Below are 15672 nucleotides of genomic sequence, written 5' to 3' on the forward strand. Positions count from 1 at the left end.
CCCAATGTCTGTCATCATAAAAACCGACGCTTTCGTCACAGCCGAGGTGCTTGCCCTCGTCACCCGTGAACGCCAATCGGCCCTGTCCCTGCGCGAATGGCAGCACCGTTTGGCCGGCTATGGCTACAGCCTGCGCGACACCGATCAGGGTACAGTTCTGGAAACCTTGCCCCATCATGTCAAAGTCTGCGTTCTACCACCCGAGCTTTGCGCCTGATTCCCGGATAGAATACCTACCTGCCGGGCACCGCGTCTCTTGCAGGGGCCGTTTCCCAGGTTTCGATCAGGTGGACCGCTTCGGCGGCAGTTTCGACAAATTGGAACAAGTCGAGATCCTCGGCCGAAATCGTGCCCGCATCGGCAAGCGCATCCCAGTTGATGATCTTTTCCCAGAATGCCCGGCCAAACAGCAGGAACGGCACCCGTGACATGCGCCCGGTCTGGATCAAGGTCAGCGCCTCGAATGTTTCGTCCAGGGTGCCAAAGCCCCCCGGAAAGACACATACCGCTCGCGCCCGCATCAGGAAATGCATTTTGCGGATCCCGAAATAGTGGAAGTTAAAGCATAATTCCGGCGTGACATATTCGTTTGGTGCCTGTTCGAACGGCAATACGATGTTCAATCCGATGGATTCCCCGCCTGCATCCGCGGCACCGCGATTGCCTGCTTCCATCACGCCGGGGCCGCCGCCTGTGACGATGACATTATCGTGGCCTCCGCTCTCCATCGATTTCAGTGTCATCAGCCGCGCAAATTCGCGGGCCTCATCATAGAAATGCGACAGTTCTGCCAGCGTTTTGGTCCGCGCCTTGTCCTTGTTGGCGGGCTCGGGAATGCGCGCCCCGCCGAAAAGCACGATCGTCGATGTGATGCCGTGAGCGTCCAACCCCATCTCGGGCTTGAGCAGTTCCAGCTGCAAGCGCACCGGGCGCAGCGCGTCCAGCCCCATGAAATCCTCGTCTGTGAACGCAAGGCGGTAGGCCGGCGCGCGCGTTTGGGGCGTGTCGGGTACGTCTTTGGCTTTGGCGCGGTCTGAAACAGCGCCCCGCAAAGGGTGGCGGGGTTTTTCAATCATTAAAATCTCCGGTCTTCAATGTAGGGGCAACATGCCCGCGTTTTTCGGCAATGACCACGGCAGGCGTTGTGATTGCGCGCAAACCATCACAACTGTATAGGCATTGGCAACACCTGACCTTCTCAACCCGGAGCTACCTTATGTCCAACGCCCAACTTGAAACCGCCATCGAAGCCGCGTGGGAAGCCCGCGATACGATTACCTCTGCAACCACAGGCGAAACCCGCGACGCGATCGAGGCGACGTTGGCCGCGCTGGACAGCGGCAAACTGCGCGTGGCCGAAAAGACCGAGAGCGGTGACTGGCATGTAAACCAATGGGCGAAAAAAGCGGTTCTGCTGGGCTTTCGGATCAAGGACATGGAGCATCAGACAGGTGGTCCGCAAGGTGCCGGTTGGTGGGACAAGGTCGACAGCAAGTTCAAGGGCTGGGGTGACGACGAATGGAAGACCGCCGGTTTCCGTGCTGTGCCGAACTGCGTCGTGCGCAAGTCGGCCTATATTGCGCCGGGCGTGGTGTTGATGCCGTCCTTCGTCAACATCGGTGCCTATGTCGACAGCGGCACGATGGTTGATACTTGGGCGACTGTCGGATCCTGTGCGCAGATCGGCAAGAACGTCCACCTGTCCGGCGGCGTCGGCATTGGCGGCGTGCTGGAACCGATGCAGGCCGGGCCGACCATCATTGAAGACAACTGTTTTATCGGGGCGCGGTCCGAAGTGGTTGAAGGCTGCATCGTGCGCGAAGGGTCCGTTTTGGGCATGGGCGTGTTCATCGGGCAATCCACCAAGATCCTTGATCGTGACACCGGCGAAGTCATGTATGGCGAAGTGCCTGCAGGGTCGGTGGTCGTGGCAGGGTCCATGCCATCGAAGAACGGCGTTAACCTTTATTGTGCCGTGATCGTAAAGCGCGTGGATGAAAAAACCCGGTCCAAAACGTCGATTAACGAATTGCTGCGCGACTAAGGAACTTTCTCACAGACTTGTGAGTTCTCTTAGTGAAACAAGCATTATGGAGAATGTAAAATGACAGGTCTGGGTTGGTTCGCAGCAATTATCGTAGGTGGTTTGGCAGGATGGATCGCTGAAAAGATCATGAAATCTGACATGGGTCTGATCATGAACATCATCTTGGGGATCATCGGTGCAGTCGTGGCAAACTTCCTGCTGGTCGCAATCGTCGGCGCGACGCTGGGCGGCTGGATTGGCCAGCTTGTCGTGGGCGTGATCGGTGCATGTTTGCTGATCTGGGTTACCCGTCTGGTTCGCGGTCGCACCTGACCCTTTCCAGAGCGTGAAGAACACGATAGGGCTGCCGCATCTCAATGCGGTGGCCCTTTTTATGTCTGACCAGAAGAAAACCAAAAAACCGTCCCGCCAGCAGGTCTATACCTTGCTGGTCGAAATTGGCCGCAAAGAAGGCGACGGCCTGCCGGACAAGGCGACCGGCGCTGCGCTGATGTGCTTTGCCTCTGGCATAGATGAGGCAGAGGCCGTGCGTGAAACCGTCGCGATCCTGAAGCAGGCGGATACCAATCCGCTGGATGTCACCGGATATGGCACCTTGGCCGAACGCGAAGCCGAGGGTCACGAGATCGACGACGAAGAGCGCGCTTTGATGGCCCGCGCCCTGGACGAGAATTCGGTGATCATCGCCCAGATGACTCCGTTCTTCGACTAGGGTTTCCCGTCAGGCCGCGCGACGACTGGCGAGGGTGATTGCCTCGAACCATTTCAGAACCGAATGCGCGGGCTGGCCATGTTCCGGCAGCAAATTCCGGTCTTCGCCGGCCAGGACACTGCTGGCCAACTGCACCGGCTGACGGCGTAAGCGCCCGATATACAAGCTTTCGACAGGGGTCCCGGCGGCCAGCATGGTTTCATGGGCAGGCAGCACCAGTTGAGTGTAGGTGATCGTCTGGCCGCTGGTTTCCTGCAAGGCGGCAAAGCCGTTGACCAGATGGCGTGCGGGGATCAGCACTGCTTCCTTGCTGAAAAGATATTCCACCTCTGGTCCGTCGATGACCAGCCGCTGGTCCGGGGCGACGACAATATCCTGTTGCAGCCCGAAATACGGCGCACGCAGCCGAATGGGGGCATAGCTGCCCCGCGCCGGAACCGTGCGCGACACGCGTTGCAACACGGGCACGACGCCCGCGCCTTCGGTCATCACCGTATCGCCGCGCTGCAGGTGCGACGCGGGTTTATAGCCCCATGGGGTGGCCAGCGGGGTGGACGGCAACAGCGACGGCATCGGGCCCAACGGTTCGATCTTGTTCGACAGCGCGGCAAAGATCACGTCCTGGCCAAAGGTCTGATCGCCGCGGCCCAACATCATGTTGCGCAAATCTTCGATTGCGATGGGTCTGGGGTTGGGCACCGGCACCGTGACGGTGCGGTTGTTTTCCGGTTCTTCAAGGGCAAGACACCCCCATTTGGCGGCGCTGTCCCAGGAATATGTGATGCGCAGCACATCGCTGCGGCCGCTGTCCTCGTGTTTGATCGCGGCATGAGTGATGTCACTGCCCTGCACCTGCACCAAGGCGATCCCGCCGCCGGGAATGGCCTGAAATGTCAGGCTGCGCAGCCACGGATAGGTCGATTTATACCCGAAAAGGAGCTGGGGCCGACCGTCCGGGGCTTGTCGCGTCTCGAACATAATACTGCCCGAGGTCAGCAAATCATCGGGCTGTATGCCGCAAACGGGAGCATCCTGCTGGTCTTTCCCAAGCCCGAGAACAGAGAACCGCCGGTCGTTATGGTCTGCGATTGAAAGCCATGTCATCGGTCAGGCCACCATGCCCGACCGCAAGATTTCAGCCTCGTACCGCTTGAGCGCCGGGCGGGCGGTGGGGGAGTAGCCGATACCGGTTTCCCGGTCGATTTCGGGGAAAAGCGCGCAGATCTCATCGACGATCTCGGGTTCGAAACTGTCGTTCGTCTGGGGGCCGGGCAGAAAGCTTTCGGTTCCGAGCCCTTCTGAAAAGACGACCTGATGACGGTCAAACATCAAATGGACGTACTCGACCTGCCCGCCCTCGCGGCGGGTGACGGACCGGTCGTTGACCAGATCGCGCGCGGCGACCAGAACCTCGGCCTCTCCGAACAGGATTTCGGCAAGGCTGTCGCGGATCAACACGCGGTGCAAAGGCGATACCAGCAGATCACGGTGCGTGCCGAATGTTCCCGCGCGGATGTGGATGGGGGCGAATTTTCCGGTGGCTGCCACGGTGCGGCTGCCGATCCAGCGCAACGGTTGCGGGCCATCATCCTGGGTCAGGACCAGATCGCCTGGCATCAGGGTTTCAGCCGCGCGTTCGCCGTCAGGGGTGGCAATCAGGGTGCCCGCGACAAAACACGGAACCGAGGTCGCAGAGACCATCCCGACATCCGTGTCCGTGCCGTCGGTGACCGTATAGGTAAAGTTGAAGTCTTCGACGTCGCCATCGCCTTCAACGCTAAGCGTGCCATCGCTGTTCAGGGTCACGATCTGACCTGTCGGCAACTGGACTTGCGCGCCAACGGCAGCGGGCTGCCCATTGATATGGGTGATGGACAAGACGCTGGAATCCGACGCGACATCATTCCCAAGCACGTCGATCACCTTGGTCCCGTCCGGATAAATCGACACGTCATCCGTGACCGCAATCAGGCTGGACTGCACCGAATTCGCTGCGATCATCAGATTGGAATCATAGCCCGTGTCGCTCACGTCGGCGATGGCGATGCGCATTGTGTTCGGGACGTTCGGGATGACTTTCATTGTCAGCGTCATGGTGATGGTAAAGCCGTCCATCTCGGTGTTGTAGTCGCCACCCGTGTTATCGACGAACATGTTGAGGTTATTCGTGCTGTTGATGTTCCCCGGGTCCATATCGCCATCACCGACGGCCAGTTGCACTTCCTGCCCGTTGATCCAGACCCCAAAGAAATCCTGATAGATAGAATTCTGGAACTCCGGATATTCGTCGGATGAAAAGACGAATTGCATCGTCATCAGATCGGTATCGGGGGTAAAGTTGACGTCCAGAATGGATGCGTCGTAGGTGCGGGTCCCGGCGGCAAGGTTCAGCAAGGGATCGTTGTTAACGCCCGAGGTGTTGGTCGATGTGGCATCGCTTTTGTTGGGTTGTCCTCTGGAGTTCGTGATATCCTCTGCGTTTCCGGTCGACATGATGATGCCGCTGTCACCGGGGGCGACGCCGGGCATCAGCGTATCGGCGTTCGAATAGGTGCCGACGCTGTCGATATCGCCGCTGTAGGTCGCGCTGTTCACGGTCACGCCATTGCCGAAAATGGAATCCGCCAGCATACGGGCGGTTGTTCCCTCGCGCATCGTTTCAATAGGAAGTTCTGATGCTTTTGGCATGCGTCTTGTCCCGTACATTGGTCGAGACAGCACAGATCAGCGTGACCCGTCACGGAATGATCCCGCGCGTGGTCCTTTGTTTTTATGGTTCGGAGGACCCGGTTTTCCGGTGTCACGCCTGCTGATGCCCTGCCTCGGGTCAAATTATTAAATTTAGGTTAGCATGGAAATTTCCGGACGGGTACGGTTTTCATTGCACACCCCCTTGGCACCGCGCTTTTTTCGCCACAAGTGTTGGGGGACCGATAATTTTTCCCGTCAGGAGCCCTTTATGCCCGCTACAGACCCCGTCGACCTTACAGCCAGATTGGTGCAATGCCCCTCTGTCACGCCTGCGGATGCGGGGGCGTTGGATATCTTGCATGACCTGCTAAGCGGCGCGGGGTTCGACTGCGCCTGGGCCGATCGCGGGGGGATCCGCAACCTGTTCGCACGCTGGGGCAACAAGGGGAACACGCGGTGCTTTGGGTTCAACGGACATACCGACGTGGTCCCCATCGGTAACGAGGCCGACTGGAGCTTTGCGCCCTTCGGAGCCGAGATCAAGGACGGCGTGATGTATGGCCGTGGCACGACGGACATGAAATCGGGCGTCGCCGCCTTTGCCGCCGCAGCGGTGGATTTCGTGCGCGACACGCCCCCCGACGGGTCGATCGTGCTGGCCATCACCGGCGATGAGGAAGCCGAAGGCATCGACGGCACGCGCGCGCTGCTGGAGTATATGGAGAAAGCGGGCGAACGTATGGATGTCTGCCTTGTCGGTGAACCGACCTGCCCCGAAAAGATGGGCGACATGATCAAGATCGGGCGTCGCGGGTCGTTGAACGCGCATTTCCGGGTGATCGGCAAGCAGGGTCATGCCGCCTATCCGCACCGCGCCAACAATCCGCTGCCTGCGATGATGCGGCTGATGGACCAGCTTGCCGGGCATGAACTGGACGCGGGTACCGATCATTTCGATCCCTCCACGCTGGCCATCGTCACTGTTGATACGGGCAACCCCGCAACAAATGTCATTCCGGCTGAATGCCGCGCCACCGTCAACATCCGTTTCAATGACACCCATTCCGGGGCCAGCCTGACCGACTGGCTTGAGGCGCAGACCGCCGCCATCGCGGACAGCTTTGGTGTGCAGATTGACCTGAATGTGAAAATCTCGGGCGAAAGCTTTATCACGCCGCCGGGTGCCTTGTCCGACATGGTGTCCAAGGCGGTCGCGGCCGAAACTGGCGTGACGCCCGAACTGTCGACCTCGGGTGGCACATCGGATGCGCGGTTTGTGAAAAACCACTGCCCCGTGGTAGAATTCGGCCTTGTCGGGAAATCGATGCATGCGGTGGATGAAAACGTCGAAGTGGCGCAAATTCATCAGCTCAAAGCGATCTACACACGCATCTTGAAGGATTATTTCGCATGACTTTCGTGATCAGGCAGACCGAGGATCTGGCCAGTTGCCATTTGCTGCGGCGCATCGTTTTCATAGAGGAACAGGGCGTGCCCGAGGCAGAGGAAATCGACGATCTTGATGGTACGTCGATCCATTTTCTGGCGTCGCAGAAAGAGATTCCGATCGGCACCGCCCGGATGCAGATCAACGGCGACACGGCCAAGGTCGGGCGGGTGTGCGTTCTGGCGGCCCACCGCGGGACAGGTTTGGGCGCGGCACTGATGCGCGCCGCCGTGGACGAGGCGCGGCAGCAGGATGGCGTCGCTTTCGTCAAGCTCAGCTCTCAGGTGTCTGCGATCGGGTTCTATGAAACGCTGGGCTTTGTGGCGCAGGGGCCGGTCTATGACGATGCAGGCATTGATCACCGCGACATGGTTCTGCCGCTTTGATGCAAACCTTGGTCATCATGGTCAAGGAACCGCGTCCCGGCAGGGTCAAGACGCGTCTGGGCCGTGATCTGGGGATGACAGCCGCCGCGTGGTGGTTCCGCCATCAAAGCCGCGCTTTGATCCGGCGTGTGCAGGACCCGCGCTGGCAGGTGGTGCTGGCGGTCGCGCCGGACAGGGCCGGTTTGACCAGTCGCGTCTGGCCCGCGCATCTGCCGCGCTGGCCGCAAGGACGGGGTGATCTGGGCCACCGGATGGGTCGCATGCTGCGCGCGGCCCCATCCGGTCCGGTGTGTGTGATCGGGGCGGATATTCCAGGGATCAGATCGGCGCATATCGCGGATGCGTTCCGCAGTTTGGGCAATCACGATGCTGTTTTCGGGCCTGCGCCCGACGGGGGCTATTGGCTGATCGGGCTCAAGCGGGCGCGCCCTGTACCACCGACCCTGTTCGCAAATGTGCGTTGGTCCAGCCGCCATGCGCTGGCTGATACCATCGCAACCTTGCCCGATCACCGCATCGCGCAGATCGATACCTTGCAAGACGTGGACACAATCGACGATTTGCCCATGACGAAGCGTGGTGCGCGTGCTACCTGACAAGGCATGAGCAAAATACCTTCGAAGCCAGAAATCCTAGATTGGATCGCCGCCAATCCCACCCTGACTGCCAAGCGTGACATCGCAAAGGCCTTCGGGATCAAGGGGGCCGCGCGCATTGATCTGAAACGTGTGCTTAAAGAGCTTGAGGATGAAGGCCATCTGGAAAAGCGCAAGCGCAGCTATCAGGACCCGGACCGTCTGCCGCCTGTGTCTGTTTTGCAGATCACCGGGCCGGATGATGACGGCGACCTTTTTGCCAAACCGATGGAATGGCAGGGCACGGGCAAGGAGCCTATCGTTCTGGTGATCCCCCGCGTCTCTGACCCGGCCTTGGGGGCGGGCGACCGGATTTTGGCGCGGCTGACACTGGTCACGGCCCAAGACCATCATTACGAAGCGCGGCTGATCCGGCGGATCGGCGCGAACCCGCAGCGTGTTCTGGGCGTCTTCCGTCTAAGGGCCGAGGGCGGGCGTATCGTGCCCATCGACAAGGGCAGCGACAAGGAATGGGTCGTCGCAGCGGATGCCATGTACGGTGCCAAGGACGGCGAATTGGTCGAAGCGGAACTGGCCGGACCAAAGGGACGCATGGGCTTGCCGCGTGCGCGGATCGTGGACCGGCTGGGGGATCCCTCTGCCCCCAAGGCAGTGTCGCTGATCGCCATTCACCAGCACGGCATCCCCGATTCCTTTCCCGATGATGTGATCGCACAGGCCGATGCTGCAAAGCCGGTCGGGCTGAAAGGCCGCGAAGATTTGCGCGACCTGCCGTTGATCACAATCGACCCGTCTGATGCGCGTGACCACGATGATGCGTGCTTTGCCCATGCTGACGAGGACCCGAAAAACGAAGGTGGCCATGTGATCTGGGTCGCGATCGCGGATGTGGCGGCTTATGTCACACCTGGATCGGCGCTGGATCACGAGGCGCGCAAACGGGGGAATTCAACGTATTTCCCGGACCGTGTCGTGCCGATGCTGCCCGACCGTCTGTCGGGTGACCTGTGTTCGCTGCACGAAGGCGTGCCGCGTGCCTGTATTGCCGTGCGGATGGTCCTGGATGCCGACGGCCAAAAGATCAGCCACCGCTTTCACCGCGGGCTGATGCGGTCACCCGCGTCCCTGCATTACGAAGAAGTCCAGGACGCGATCGATGGCCGCCCAAATGACCGCACCGGGCCATTGCTTGAACCTGTGCTGGAACCTTTGTATGCCGCCTACGCTGCCCTCAAAAAGGCGCGCGCCAAGCGGCAACCGCTTGAGCTGGACCTGCCCGAACGCCGGATCGAACTTGACCCGGATGGCACGGTGAAATCGGTCAACTTCAAAGACCGTCTGGATGCCCACAAGCTGATCGAGGAATTCATGGTGCTGGCCAATGTCGCTGCCGCCGAAACCTTGCTTGAGAAAAAAACGCCGCTGCTGTTCCGCATTCACGAAGAACCGTCGCCCGCAAAGCTGGATGCGCTGCGCGAGACGGCGCAGGCATCGGGATACACCTTGGCCAAAGGGCAGGTGCTACACACGCGGCATTTGAACAAGCTGCTGAATGATGCGGCAGGCACCGATGATGCGGAACTGATCAACATCTCGACCCTGCGGTCTATGACGCAGGCCTATTACGGGCCTCCACATATCGGGCATTTCGGGCTGGCGCTGCGGTCTTATGCGCATTTCACCTCTCCGATCCGGCGCTATGCCGATCTGGTGGTGCACCGAGCGCTGATCACGGCCCATGGCTGGGGCAAGGACGGTCTTAGCCCGCATGACATCGAGGATATGGAGCAGACCGGCGCGCATATTTCCACCACAGAACGCCGGTCGATGGTCGCCGAACGCGACACGACGGACCGCTATCTGGCGTCCTATCTGTCCGAACGTGTGGGCAATGAGTTTTCCGGCAGGATCAGCGGGATCGCGCGGTTCGGTGCCTTTGTGAAGCTTGATGAAACCGGTGCTGACGGGCTGCTTCCGATGCGGTCCCTGGGGCGCGAGTATTTCCACTTTGATCAGGAAGCAGGCACGCTGATGGGCTCTGACACGGGTCTGATGATCAGCATTGGCCAGCGCGTCACCGTACGTCTGACCGAAGCCGTGCCCGTCACGGGGGGCATCGCGCTGGAGCTGCTGACGCTTGAGGGTGACGCCTTGCCCAAAGGGGGGCGGGGCGGGCCTGCGGGGCGGACCAACCCCAAACGCAAGGCCACCAAGGCCAAGCGCAAGACCGACAAGGTCAAGCGCAAGGTGAAACGCAGCCGGCGATAGCGCGCGCATCGCTTGAATTCAGACTTTCTGGGGTCGCGCAATGCCGCTAGGCTTTGGCTGAAATAGCCAAGGGAGCGGCGGATGAAACCTGTTCGAATATGGATGCTGGCAGCGCTGCTGGGCGTCGGGGCAATGCCCGTTTTTGCGCAAGCGAGTGGCGCTGCCACGGCTATGGCCCACGCGGGAAACGACGCGGGATTGCAAACCTGGCTTGCCGGTTTTCGCAGCCGCGCCGTGACGGCTGGCATTGATGCGCAGGTGTTTGACGCCGCGATGACCGGCGTGCGCTATGACGCGGATGTTATCCAGCGGGATCGCAACCAGTCGGAATTTACCAAGACGATTTGGGAATACCTGAAAACCGCGACCTCTGATTTGCGGATCGCGAATGGCAAGAAGGCCTTGGCCGACAACCGCGCCGCGCTTGAGCAGATCGAAAAGACATATGGTGTCGAAAAGGAGGTCGTCGTCGCGATCTGGGGGTTGGAAAGCGCCTATGGCACGTTCCGGGGGGGCGACAACGTGCTGACGTCGCTCGCGTCGCTGGCCTATGACGGGCGGCGGCGTGACTTTTTCGAGAGCGAGCTGCTGGATGCCCTTCGGATATTGCAGGCCGGTGACACGCAGCCCGATCAGATGAAGGGAAGCTGGGCGGGTGCCATGGGGCATACGCAGTTCATGCCCTCGTCATTCCAGCGTCATGCGGTTGATTTCACCGGTGATGCAAAGCGCGACATCTGGGGGGACGACCCGCGCGATGCGCTTGCATCGACGGCGGCGTATCTGAAGCATTTCGGCTGGACGCAGGGGCAGCCCTGGGGTGTCGAAGTGCAACTGCCGGAAGGGTTCGATTATCTGTTGGCAAACCGGGACGTTCTTAAGTCGCCGGATGACTGGGCAGCCCTTGGCGTGGTGAATATGGCGGGGGCCACCGTCGGGGACCACGGGCAGGCGTCCATCCTTTTACCCGGCGGGGCAGAGGGGGCGGCGTTCATGATTTTTTCGAACTTCGAGGTGATCGAGCGGTATAACACCGCGGATGCCTATGTGATCGGCGTCGGCCACCTGAGCGACCGGATCGCAGGCGGCAGGCCGATAGAACAAAGCTGGCCCGTGCAGGATCGCGCTTTGACATTTGACGAGAGGATCGAACTGCAAACCCGGCTTACGGCGCTTGGCTTTGATACGGTCAAGATCGATGCGAAGATTGGTCCGTTGACCATCAATGCCGTGCGTCGTTTTCAGGAGGCGCAGGGGTATTTGCCTGATGGCTATGCGTCACTGCGGCTGTTGGACCGCGTGCGGGCAGCAGGCTGATTCTTTTATGTCCAAGACCCCGAAGGGGGGCCTTGGACGTGCCTTCGGCGAGGATTTTAGTCCATTTGGAAAATGCGGATCAGCCGGGTGACATGCCGCGCAGGCGTTCGGACCGGCGGCGGAGCAGTTCGACCACGGTGAGCAGGCAGATCGAGATGCCCACAAGGATCGTTGCGACCGCGAGGATGGTCGGGCTGATCTGTTCGCGCAGGCCGGTGAACATCTGCCACGGCAGGGTCTTCTGGCCAGCTGACCCGACGAAGAGGACCACGACGACTTCGTCAAACGAGGTGATGAAGGCGAAAAGGCCACCGGAGATAACGCCCGGCAGGATCAGCGGCATTTGCACCCGGAAGAAGGTCGTGACCGGGTTTGCGCCCATGTTCGCCGCTGCGCGTGTCAGCGAGCGGTCAAAGCCCACCAGCGTCGCGGTCACAGTGATGATGACGAAGGGGATGCCAAGCGCGGCATGGGCCAGAATGACGCCCAAGGTTGTGCCTTGCAGGCCAACGCGGCTGTAGAAGAAGTACATGCCCGCAGCCGAGATGATCAGCGGCACGATCATCGGCGAGATCAGGACCGCCATGATCGCGCGGCGGAACGGAACGTGGGGTTGGCTGAGGCCGATGGCCGCCAAGGTCCCGAAGCTGACTGACAGCAGTGTCGCGGCGGGTGCGATCTTGAGAGAGTTCCAGACGGCACCTTGCCAGTCGGAGCTGTTGAAGAAGTCCTGGTAATGCTTCAGCGAATATCCGGCTGGATCAAAACGCAGCATTTCCGGGGTGAAGGTAAAGAAGTTCTCGGCGTTGAAGCTGAGTGGCATCACGACCAAAATCGGTGTGATCAGGAACACGAAGATCGCGCCGCAGATCACCCGGAATGCATAGTGCCAGAGCACCTGGCCGGGGGTCAGGTAGGGTGGGATCTTGGCGCGGTAGCGGCCTTCGTAGAGCCAGAAACTGAACCAGCTGAAGAACCACCCGAACGCCGCACCGATCAACATGGCCGGAATACCGCCCATGAGAAAGCCGACGATCCCGAGGGCAACGATGGTCGCCCAGCGGCTGATCTGTTCGTTCTTGACGATCTGCGTCAGGACAAACGCGAGCGCGCCCATGATGACGGCCCCGATGAGGATGCCCAGCAGACCGCTGCCATTCGCCGTGCCCACGAAAAGGCCGGCCACAGCACCTGCGGCAGCCACCACAGGAACGTAGAAGGAAACGGGTTTGCGGGAGATTGGTGTGAGTGCGACCATTGCTTTAGCCTCCCAGTTTCACGTTATCGATGCCGACGATCTTGTCATAGGCATAGTAGAGCCCCAGGACGACGGCGAGCAGGATTGCCCCAAGTGCGGCGGCGAGGCCCCAGTTCAGAGAGCTTGAGATGTGATAGGCGATCCGGTTCGAGATGAAGGTACCGGTCGTGCCGCCGACGATTTCGGGTGTAATGTAGTAGCCGATCGACAGGATGAACACGAGGATCGACCCGGCCCCGATGCCCGGCACGGATTGCGGAAAGTAAACCCGCCAGAAGGCTGTCCAGTTGGTCGCCCCCAAGGATTTCGCGGCCCTCAGATAGCTTGGCGGGACTGTCTTCATCACCGAATACAGCGGCAGGATCATGAAGGGCAGCAGAATATGCGTCATCGCGATGATCGTGCCGGTCTGGTTGTTGATCAGGGCCAGTCGACTGTCATCTGCAACGACCCCAAGCCAGACCAGCGTGTCATTCACCACGCCTTGCTGTTGCAACATCACCTTCCAGGCGGATGTCCGCACCAGCAGTGATGTCCAGAACGGCAAGAGCACGAGGATCATCAACAGGTTGGCCGTGCGCGCGGGCAGGTTGGCCAGGATCCAGGCCACCGGATAGCCCAGCAGGATGCAGCTGAGCGTGATGCAGACCGACATGAACAGCGTGCGCAGGAACAACGTGCCGTAGATCCGTTCGTTTTCAGGTCGGAATTCAGCGCCATCGGCCGATTTCTGCATGTCGATGGAGTTAAGGAAATAGCCGTTGGTGAATCTTGGGCTGTAGGCGCGGATGGTGCCCCAGATCGGGCTGGCCCCCCAGTCTTTGTCGATCTTGGTGAAGGCTTCCTTGTAATCAACGGTCTCAAAGCCCGTCGCTGCGGCGGCGGCTTCGGCAATCTCGGTTGCGCCGGGGCCTGAGTAGCTGGCGATCACGGAGGCGGTATCGCCGGTCAGATCATCGTAGAAGGCGGAATAGATCAGGGGCCAAGGGTCTTCCTTGTACAGATTGTCTTCGTCTTCGTTTTGCACGAAGTCGGCGAAGATCATGTAATAGCCGGCTGTTTGCGGAAAGATGTCGGCAATGCCATCGCGCATTTCAAAGGCAGGCTGTGGCGTGCCGGCGGATTTGTCCCAATCCTTGATCTGGGCCAACCACGCGTCAGAGCCGAGGACTTCGTTCCAGTTCTCGCCTTTCTTCCAGAATTCGTTCAGATCTTCGAACTGGTCCTGATAGACCTCTCCGATGTCATCAACGCCACGGCCTGATTTGCGGAACAGGGACGATGCGCCGGTCAGCTCATAGTTCAGCCGTGATCCCAGACGGGTGTGCAGCTTGCGTTCCTGGGCAATGTAGATGTCTTGATAAAGCGCTTTGTAAACAGGCGCATCAGGGGTCGTACCGTCTTCTCCGCTCCATTGTTCCAACGCTTCTGTGGTGCGCGGCAGTGTATCCTGGACGATCTCGTTTTCGACAGACCGGAACAGCATGTCGGCGATGGGGGCAATGAATGTGACCAGCACGAAAATCAATAGCGGGGCAATCAGCAGCAATGCGCGCAGTTTCTGACGGCGTAAGGCGCGGTTCAGACTGCGTTTTAGCGGTGTGCCATCGGCTGCGAGCATCGGGCCCGAGTATTCTTTCTCGGCACGCTCGGCATCTAGTGCTGTGGTCGCATTGTTTACATCGCTCATATCGGCCCCACGGGGTTGGATCGGTGTGAAAATCGGAAAATGGAAAAACGAATAAGTGTGGAAGGGGCCGATATGGCCCCCTCCGGTAGGTTCAAACGCTTATTGCGCCAACCATGCCTGGAACTTCGCGTCGATGTCGTCGCGGTAGTCAGCCCAGAACTCGTAGTTGTACAGGAACGTGTTTTCGGCGTTCGCTGGATCGGTTGGCATGTGTGGTGCCATTTCGATACCCAGATCTGCGTGCTTGCCAACCATAGGAGCGGAGGACAAACGTGCAGGACCGTAGCTGATGTACTGCGATTGATCGGCCAGACGCTGTGTGTCTGTCGCGAACTTGACGAAGTCTTTCACACGCGCCAGACGTTCGTCGGACAGGCCTGCTGGGATGATCCAACCGTCAAGGTCAAACACCTGAGCATCCCAAAGCATTGCAACGGGCTGCTTCTGCTCTTCGATCACGCTGAACAGACGACCGTTATAGGTCGAACCCATGACGACTTCGCCATCGGCCAACAGCTGGGGCGTGTCAGCACCGGCGGACCACCAGATTACGTTGTCCTTGATGGTGTCGAGCTTGGCCAAAGCCTTTTCCTGACCTTCTGGTGTTGCCAGAACGTCATAGACTTCGTCTTTTGCGACGCCGTCACAAAGCAAAGCCCATTCCATGTTGTTGATTGGACGCTTTTCCAGGGCGCGCTTGCCAGGATATGCTTCCAGATCGAACACGTCACAGATTTTTGTCGGAGGCGTGTCGCCTACCATGTCCGTGCGGTAGCCGAACGTGGTCGAATAAACGATCTGCGGGATAAAGCAGTCGCTGACCAGCAAATCGCCGAAATCATCGGAGGCAGATGTGCCATCGGGCGCTGCTGCCAGCATTTCGTCGGCGTCGATTTCCATCGCCAGACCTTCGTCACACAGACGGATGGCATCGGCTGCTACGACGTCGACCAGATCCCAGGTGATGTTGCCGGCTTCGTTCATGGCACGCAGCTTTGCGACCGCTTCGGCCGAGCTTTCGTCCCAAACTGCCGTCACACCTTCGTTCATTTCCAGATAAGGCTGGACGTATGCCTTGTCTTGGCTGGACTGGTAAGCGCCACCCCAGGATACAAGCGTCATTTCCTTGGCCATGTTGCCGTGTGCATCGGCGAAGGCCAATGTGCCAGCGCCAACAATCGCAGAAGAAGCGAGTAGCGTTGTTGTAAACTTCATTCGGTAGTCTCCCAATTATTACCCGTTTGGTTCTTGAGGATGTGA

The 15672-nt window shown here is 59.6% G+C and carries 15 protein-coding genes; 9 read left to right on the forward strand and 6 right to left on the reverse strand.

What is annotated here, in order from left to right:
* Positions 1-4 precede the first annotated feature (4 nt).
* Positions 5-217, forward strand: a complete 213-nt coding sequence (locus RGAI101_RS13005) for a hypothetical protein (RefSeq protein WP_008225718.1) — start codon at positions 5-7, stop codon at positions 215-217.
* A 16-nt stretch (positions 218-233) separates the two neighbouring features.
* Here the strand turns inward: RGAI101_RS13005 and RGAI101_RS13010 are convergent, their stop codons facing one another.
* On the reverse strand, positions 234-1076 hold the full coding sequence (locus RGAI101_RS13010; protein ID WP_008225430.1) for an LOG family protein: 843 nt from the start codon (positions 1074-1076) through the stop codon (positions 234-236).
* Between the two features lie 140 nt (positions 1077-1216).
* On the opposite strand from RGAI101_RS13010, the gene dapD reads away from it, so the two are divergent.
* From dapD to RGAI101_RS13025, 3 genes are all read left to right on the forward strand, one after another.
* Complete coding sequence (gene dapD / locus RGAI101_RS13015; RefSeq protein WP_037228212.1) at positions 1217-2044, forward strand: 2,3,4,5-tetrahydropyridine-2,6-dicarboxylate N-succinyltransferase; 828 nt, start codon at positions 1217-1219, stop codon at positions 2042-2044.
* 60 nt (positions 2045-2104) lie between these two features.
* Positions 2105-2359 (forward strand): GlsB/YeaQ/YmgE family stress response membrane protein, encoded by a 255-nt coding sequence (locus RGAI101_RS13020; RefSeq protein ID WP_008228385.1) that lies wholly within the window; start codon positions 2105-2107, stop codon positions 2357-2359.
* A 61-nt stretch (positions 2360-2420) separates the two neighbouring features.
* A complete protein-coding gene (locus RGAI101_RS13025; RefSeq protein WP_037229574.1) occupies positions 2421-2759 on the forward strand; it encodes a hypothetical protein in 339 nt (112 codons plus the stop codon).
* Positions 2760-2768: 9 nt separating this feature from the next.
* On the opposite strand, the gene RGAI101_RS13030 is transcribed toward RGAI101_RS13025, so the two are convergent.
* Entirely contained in the window at positions 2769-3863 is a 1095-nt protein-coding gene (locus RGAI101_RS13030) for a Hint domain-containing protein (RefSeq protein ID WP_008225897.1), read from the reverse strand.
* A 3-nt stretch (positions 3864-3866) separates the two neighbouring features.
* Complete coding sequence (locus tag RGAI101_RS13035) at positions 3867-5447, reverse strand: Hint domain-containing protein (protein ID WP_037228214.1); 1581 nt, start codon at positions 5445-5447, stop codon at positions 3867-3869.
* 271 nt (positions 5448-5718) lie between these two features.
* Between RGAI101_RS13035 and dapE the strand changes: the two genes are divergently transcribed.
* The 5 genes from dapE to RGAI101_RS13060 all read left to right on the forward strand — a co-directional run bounded on the left by dapE (position 5719) and on the right by RGAI101_RS13060 (position 11464).
* Positions 5719-6864, forward strand: coding sequence for a succinyl-diaminopimelate desuccinylase (gene dapE / locus RGAI101_RS13040; RefSeq protein WP_037228218.1), 1146 nt, complete (start codon positions 5719-5721; stop codon positions 6862-6864).
* Positions 6861-7283, forward strand: a complete 423-nt coding sequence (locus RGAI101_RS13045) for a GNAT family N-acetyltransferase (RefSeq protein ID WP_008228329.1) — start codon at positions 6861-6863, stop codon at positions 7281-7283. The genes dapE and RGAI101_RS13045 overlap by 4 nt, the downstream gene beginning before the upstream one ends.
* Positions 7280-7879, forward strand: a complete 600-nt coding sequence (locus RGAI101_RS13050; protein WP_037228220.1) for a TIGR04282 family arsenosugar biosynthesis glycosyltransferase — start codon at positions 7280-7282, stop codon at positions 7877-7879. The genes RGAI101_RS13045 and RGAI101_RS13050 overlap by 4 nt, the downstream gene beginning before the upstream one ends.
* Positions 7880-7885: 6 nt before the next feature.
* Positions 7886-10147 carry a ribonuclease R gene (gene rnr, locus RGAI101_RS13055; RefSeq protein ID WP_008226452.1) on the forward strand — a complete coding sequence of 754 codons (2262 nt, stop codon included), beginning with the start codon at positions 7886-7888 and terminating at the stop codon, positions 10145-10147.
* 81 nt (positions 10148-10228) lie between these two features.
* Positions 10229-11464, forward strand: a complete 1236-nt coding sequence (locus tag RGAI101_RS13060; RefSeq protein WP_157044679.1) for a lytic murein transglycosylase — start codon at positions 10229-10231, stop codon at positions 11462-11464.
* Between the two features lie 79 nt (positions 11465-11543).
* Here the strand turns inward: RGAI101_RS13060 and RGAI101_RS13065 are convergent, their stop codons facing one another.
* The 3 genes from RGAI101_RS13065 to RGAI101_RS13075 all read right to left on the reverse strand — a co-directional run bounded on the left by RGAI101_RS13065 (position 11544) and on the right by RGAI101_RS13075 (position 15627).
* Positions 11544-12722, reverse strand: a complete 1179-nt coding sequence (locus RGAI101_RS13065; protein WP_008226111.1) for an ABC transporter permease — start codon at positions 12720-12722, stop codon at positions 11544-11546.
* A 4-nt stretch (positions 12723-12726) separates the two neighbouring features.
* Positions 12727-14412, reverse strand: coding sequence for an ABC transporter permease (locus RGAI101_RS13070; RefSeq protein ID WP_008225826.1), 1686 nt, complete (start codon positions 14410-14412; stop codon positions 12727-12729).
* 99 nt (positions 14413-14511) lie between these two features.
* Complete coding sequence (locus RGAI101_RS13075; protein ID WP_008228640.1) at positions 14512-15627, reverse strand: extracellular solute-binding protein; 1116 nt, start codon at positions 15625-15627, stop codon at positions 14512-14514.
* Between the last annotated feature and the right edge of the window lie 45 nt (positions 15628-15672).

It is taken from the genome of Roseobacter sp. GAI101 (assembly GCF_000156335.1).
Classification (GTDB): Bacteria; Pseudomonadota; Alphaproteobacteria; order Rhodobacterales; family Rhodobacteraceae; genus Sulfitobacter.

Bases quoted from the DNA above. Each gene is read 5' to 3' on its own strand.
- RGAI101_RS13005 (WP_008225718.1), top strand. From the start codon at position 5: ATGTCTGTCATCATAAAAACCGACGCTTTCGTCACAGCCGAGGTGCTT.
- RGAI101_RS13010 (WP_008225430.1), bottom strand. From the start codon at position 1,076: ATGATTGAAAAACCCCGCCACCCTTTGCGGGGCGCTGTTTCAGACCGC.
- dapD (WP_037228212.1), top strand. From the start codon at position 1,217: ATGTCCAACGCCCAACTTGAAACCGCCATCGAAGCCGCGTGGGAAGCC.
- RGAI101_RS13020 (WP_008228385.1), top strand. From the start codon at position 2,105: ATGACAGGTCTGGGTTGGTTCGCAGCAATTATCGTAGGTGGTTTGGCA.
- RGAI101_RS13025 (WP_037229574.1), top strand. From the start codon at position 2,421: ATGTCTGACCAGAAGAAAACCAAAAAACCGTCCCGCCAGCAGGTCTAT.
- RGAI101_RS13030 (WP_008225897.1), bottom strand. From the start codon at position 3,863: ATGACATGGCTTTCAATCGCAGACCATAACGACCGGCGGTTCTCTGTT.
- RGAI101_RS13035 (WP_037228214.1), bottom strand. From the start codon at position 5,447: ATGCCAAAAGCATCAGAACTTCCTATTGAAACGATGCGCGAGGGAACA.
- dapE (WP_037228218.1), top strand. From the start codon at position 5,719: ATGCCCGCTACAGACCCCGTCGACCTTACAGCCAGATTGGTGCAATGC.
- RGAI101_RS13045 (WP_008228329.1), top strand. From the start codon at position 6,861: ATGACTTTCGTGATCAGGCAGACCGAGGATCTGGCCAGTTGCCATTTG.
- rnr (WP_008226452.1), top strand. From the start codon at position 7,886: ATGAGCAAAATACCTTCGAAGCCAGAAATCCTAGATTGGATCGCCGCC.
- RGAI101_RS13060 (WP_157044679.1), top strand. From the start codon at position 10,229: ATGAAACCTGTTCGAATATGGATGCTGGCAGCGCTGCTGGGCGTCGGG.
- RGAI101_RS13065 (WP_008226111.1), bottom strand. From the start codon at position 12,722: ATGGTCGCACTCACACCAATCTCCCGCAAACCCGTTTCCTTCTACGTT.
- RGAI101_RS13070 (WP_008225826.1), bottom strand. From the start codon at position 14,412: ATGAGCGATGTAAACAATGCGACCACAGCACTAGATGCCGAGCGTGCC.
- RGAI101_RS13075 (WP_008228640.1), bottom strand. From the start codon at position 15,627: ATGAAGTTTACAACAACGCTACTCGCTTCTTCTGCGATTGTTGGCGCT.